Annotated in this window: 1 protein-coding gene and 1 pseudogene; both read left to right on the top strand. The window is 71.2% G+C overall.

Annotation, left to right across the window (positions count from 1 at the left end; all coding sequences use genetic code 11):
• Positions 1-6: 6 nt before the first annotated feature.
• A pseudogene (locus ACH4TL_RS45695) lies at positions 7-168 on the top strand (KR domain-containing protein); the annotation flags it as partial.
• A 51-nt stretch (positions 169-219) separates the two neighbouring features.
• On the top strand, positions 220-5297 hold a 5078-nt coding region (locus tag ACH4TL_RS45690), incomplete at its 3' end, for an amino acid adenylation domain-containing protein (protein ID WP_398425541.1).

Here is a 5297-nt window from a genome sequence, read left to right as displayed (position 1 = left end):
GGGGAGGTGTTGCGGTCGAAGGTCGATGGTGCGTGGGTGTTGCATGAGGTAACGCGGGAGCGGTGTCCGGATTTGCTGGCTTTTGTGGTTTATTCTTCGGTTTCGGGTGTGGTGGGGAGTGCTGGGCAGGCGAACTACGCCGCGGCGAATGCGTTCTTGGACGCGTTGGCGCATGAGCGGCGTGCTCAGGGGCTGCCGGGTGTTTCTCTCGCATGGGGGTTGTGGGAGCAGGCCTCCGGCCTGACCGGCGCTCTCGACGAGGGCGACCTCGACCGCATCCGGCGCTCCGGCGTCCTGCCCCTCCCCACCCCGCGGGCCCTGATCCTCCTCGACCTCGCGCTTCGCGCACCTCAGCCCGTGGTGGCTCCCGTGCGCTTCGACATCGACGGCCTGCGCGAGCGTTCCACCGAGCCGCTGCCCGCCGTTCTGCGCCGGCTCGTGCGCCGCCCACGCCGGACCGCTGCCACCGGTACCGAACTTCCTCCCCTGATCGACCTGTTGTCCGGCAGCCGGGAGGACCGGCGAGGCCGTCTCCTGCTTGACCAACTGCGTGAGCAGTTGCTCAGCCACCCCGCCGTCACGCACGCGATCACCGCCCTGGTGCACTCCGACGGCACCGCAGTGACGGCTGGGCAGCCCGAGGCGAGGCTGGTGGCGTACGTCTTGCCGAGCCCGTCCCCCGAGGTCCTCCAGGAACTCCGCGACCGGGTGCCGGCCCACCTAGCCCCCTCCGAGATCCTCGGCGCCGACGAGCCGCACGTCCACGAGGCGGTCCTCTGCGGTCTCTTCGCCGAACTGCTGGGCCTCACACGTGTGGCGCCCGGCGACAGCTTCTTCGACCTTGGGGGGCACTCCCTCCTCGCCACCCGCCTCATCAGCCGCGTCCGCGCCGTTCTCGGCGCCGAGCTCCAGCCCCGCACGCTGTTCGAGCACCCGAGCCCGGTCGCCCTCGCCCGTGCTGTCGGCCACGGGACCGAAGAGCGACGCACACGGCTTGCGCCCGTTCCGCCCCCGGACGTCCTGCCCTTGTCCTTCGCCCAGCAACGTCTCTGGTTCCAGCACAAGTTGGAGGGTCCGTCGGCGACGTACAACGTGCCCCTGGCTCTGTGGATGTCGGGGGACCTGGACCCGGACGCACTCGCGGCCGCGTTGAACGATGTGGTGGCTCGGCATGAGTCGTTGCGGACGGTGTTCGTGGAGGTGGACGGGGAGCCGTGCCAGCGGGTGTTGGCAGACGCCTCCGTCTCGCTGGAGACCCGCGAGGTCGAAGCTGCCGAGGTGCGGCAGGAGTTGGTGGAGGCAGCTCGGTATGCCTTCGATCTGGCGGCGGAAATCCCTGTGCGGGCTTGGCTGTTCGCCTCCGGTCCGTCGGAGCATGTGTTGCTGGTGGTGCTGCATCACATCGCGGGGGACGGCTGGTCGATGGTGCCGCTGGCCCGGGACCTGGCGGAGGCGTATGCGGCGCGCCTGGAGGGTGCGGTGCCGGGGTGGGAGCCGCTGCCGGTGCAGTACGCCGACTACACCCTCTGGCAGCGGGACCTCCTGGGTGAGGCGGACGACCCCGGCAGTCTCTTCGGACGGCAAGTGGACTACTGGCGCCTGACGTTGGCCGAGCTCCCGGAGGAGGTGAGCGCCCCCGCCGACCGCGCGCGGCCCGCTGTGGCGTCGTACCAAGGAGACGTCACGCCCTTCGTGCTCGACCCGGATCTGCACCGTGCGCTGAGCGAGCTGGCCCGTGCCCACGACGCGACCGTCTTCATGATGCTCCAGGCGGCCCTCGCCGCCCTGCTCTCCCGGCTCGGCGCGGGCACCGACATCCCGCTCGGCAGCGGTATCGCCGGGCGCACGGACGAGGCGCTGGACCGGCTCGTGGGATTCTTCGTCAACATGCTGGTTCTGCGTACGGACACCTCCGGCAATCCGTCGTTCGTCGAACTCGTCGCCCGCGTACGGGAGACCAGCCTCGCGGCCTACGCCCACCAGGACGTCCCGTTCGAGTCCCTGGTGGAGGAGCTCAACCCGCAGCGCTCGACCGCACACCACCCGCTGTTCCAGGTGGCTCTGACCCTCCAGAACAACGAACAGGCTCGGTTCGGCATGCCCGGCCTGCGTGTCCGCCCCGAGCTCGTCGGCACCGGGACATCTCGTTTCGACCTCTTCTTCAGTCTGACGGAGAGCCACAGCGAGAACGGCGAGCCCATCGGCATCGACGCCTACGTCGAGTACGCCACGGAACTCTTCGACGCCGCCACGGTCGACACCCTCATCCACCGCTGGACCGAGTTCATGCGCGCCCTGGTCCGCGACCCCGAGGGCCCCATCGGCGCGGCCGACATCCTCACCCCTCGGGAGCACGCACGGATCGCCGAGTGGAACACTGGCCGCACCGAGGACACGACCGCGCCGACCCTGCCGGTCCTCTTCGCGCAGCAGGTCGCCCGCACGCCCGACGCAACGGCTCTGATCTGCGGAGACGCCGAACTGACCTATCGGGAGCTGGACGCCGGCGCCAACCGGATCGCCCACTGGCTGCGCGGCCGGGGCATCGGCCCCGAGCACCACGTGGCCATCCTGTACGACCGCTCGCCCGACCAGGTCGCGGCCGTCCTCGGGGTCCTCAAGGCGGGCGGCGCCTATCTGCCGCTCGACCCCGAATACCTTGGCGAGCGAGTCGGCCACATGCTGGCCGACGCCGCCCCGGAGCTGCTCCTGTCCACCCGGGCACTCGTCGGCACGCTCGGCACCGTGCCCGACGGCATCGATGTCGTGGCCACCGACGCCCCCGAGACGGCCGCCGCCCTGGCGGCCTGCCCCGACCACGACCCGGGACCCGGCACCCTGGACCCCCGCCACCCGGCCTACGTCATCTACACCTCCGGCTCCACGGGTGTGCCCAAGGGCGTCGTCGTCACCCATCAGGGCCTCGGAAGCCTGGCGAGCACTCTGGTACGGCAGTGCGCTGTCACCCCGGACTCCCGGGTACTCCAGTTGTCGTCGGCCGCCTTCGACGCGGCCGTACTCGAACTGACCATGGCCTTCGCGGCCGGTGCCGCCCTGGTCCTGGGCGGCCGGGACCGCCTCGTCGGCGCCGAACTGGCCGACGTCCTGGCCGATCGCCGGATCACCCACGCGCTCATCCCGCCCTCGGTGCTGGGCACCCTGCCGGCCGGGTCCGCCGAGGCGCTCACCGGATTCCGTACCCTGATCGTGGGAGCCGAAGCATGCGGCCCCGACCTGGTGCAGAGCTGGTCGGCCGGACGCCGTATGGTCAACGCCTACGGCCCGACCGAGTCCACCGTCTGCGCCGCGATCAGCGAACCGTTGGCCGGCCGGGACGTCCCGATCGGACGCCCCGTCGACAACACCCAGGTCCGGGTCCTCGACGAACGCCTGCGGCCGGTGCCCCCGGGCGTCCCCGGCGAGCTGTATCTTGCGGGCGAGGGCTTGGCCCGGGGCTACCTCGACCAGCCCGGACTCAGCGCCCAGCGCTTCGTGGCCGACCCCTTCGGCCCGGCCGGGACCCGCATGTACCGCACGGGCGACCTCGTGCGCTGGACGGCGCAGGGACAGCTCGACTACATCGGCCGCGCCGACCAGCAGGTCAAGGTCCGCGGCTTCCGCATCGAGCCCGGCGAGATCGAGTCCGCGCTGCGCGAGCAGCCCGGCGTCGCCCAGGCCGTGGTGGTGGTCCGGGAGGACCGGGACGGCGACCCGCGGCTCGTGGGGTACGTCGTGCCCGAGGGCGAGGCCGCCGAGGACGACCAGGTGGACGAGTGGCGCGAGATCTACGACGATGTCTACGGCGGCGCCCGGGCAGAACTGCACGCGCTCGGCCAGGACTTCACCGGCTGGAACAGCTCCTACACCGGACAGCCGATCCCGCTCGACGAGATGCGCGCCTGGCGTGACGCCGCGGTGACACGTGTCGTGGAACGCTCGCCCCGGCGCATCCTGGAGATCGGTGTCGGCTCGGGCCTGCTCCTCGGCCCGCTGGCCCCGCGGACCGAGAGCTACTGGGCGACCGACTTCTCCGCACCCGTGATCGAACGCCTCACCGCCCAGGTGGAGACCGCCGGACTCGCCGACCGGGTGCGGCTGCTGTGCCGGCCCGCCGACGTCATGGACGGCATCCCGGCCGAGTACTTCGACACCGTCGTCCTCAACTCGATCGTCCAGTACTTCCCCGACGCCGATTACCTGGCCCGGGTCCTGGACGGCGCACTCGGCCGGCTCGCCCCCGGTGGACGCATCGTCGTGGGCGACGTACGCCACCGTGGTTCACTGCGTGCCTTCCAGACCGGGATCCACCTCGGCCACGCCGCTGAGGACGCCACCGGCGAACAGCTCAGGGCGGCCGTGGAACACGCGGTGATCATGGAGAAGGAACTGGTCATCGACCCGGATTTCTTCACCGCTTGGGCGAGGCGCCACACCGACGCGGTTGCCGGCGTCGACATCCGCCTCAAGCGCGGCACCCACCACAACGAACTGACGCGGCACCGCTACGAGGTCGTACTCCACAAGGCGGACGGACCCGACCGGGCCGAATCCCTCGCGAACGCAGCGGAGTTCGTCTGGGGCCGCGACCTCACGAGCCTCCAGGACCTCGACGACCTCACGTCCGGGGCGGCGTCGATCCGCATTACGGGTCTCGTCAACAGTCGTCTGGCCGGGGAGGTCGCGGCCGCGGAATACCTCCGTGAGGAGGCGGGTGACAGGAACCCGTCCGGGATCGACCCCGAGACCCTGCACAGCTGGGGCGAGCGGCGCGGGTGCCAGGTGCTCACCACTTGGTCGCCCGGCGCACCGGACGCCTTCGACGCCGTACTCGTCCCCGGCGGACACGCTGGCGCCGTCTACACGGACGTGCATCGCCCGGCGCACCCCCCGCACAAGCCCCTGTCGGCCCTGGTGAACAACCCCCTGAGCTCCCGGACGACCGGCCGCGTACTCGCGGGACTGCGGGACGCCCTGCGCGAGCGGCTGCCCGAGTACATGGTGCCGTCCGCCGTCATCGCCCTCGACACGATCCCCCTCACCTCCAGCGGCAAGCTCGACCGGAGAGCGCTCCCGGCCCCCGACTATGCGCCGCGGTCGGTGCGGGGGCCGCGGTCGGCGCGGGAGGAGCTCCTGTGCGGGTTGTTCGCGGAGGTGTTGGGGGTCGATCGGGTGGGGATCGACGATGACTTCTTCGCGCTGGGTGGGCATTCGTTGCTGGCGACTCGGTTGGTGAGTCGTGTGCGGTCGGTGCTGGGCGTGGAGTTGCCGTTGCGGGCGGTGTTTGAGTGGCCGACGGT

It is taken from the genome of Streptomyces sp. NPDC021115 (genome assembly GCF_044333065.1).
Classification (GTDB): Bacteria; Actinomycetota; Actinomycetes; order Streptomycetales; family Streptomycetaceae; genus Streptomyces.
Note: the sequence above shows the minus strand (reverse complement) of the source record. Positions and strands in the feature narration are given on the sequence as shown.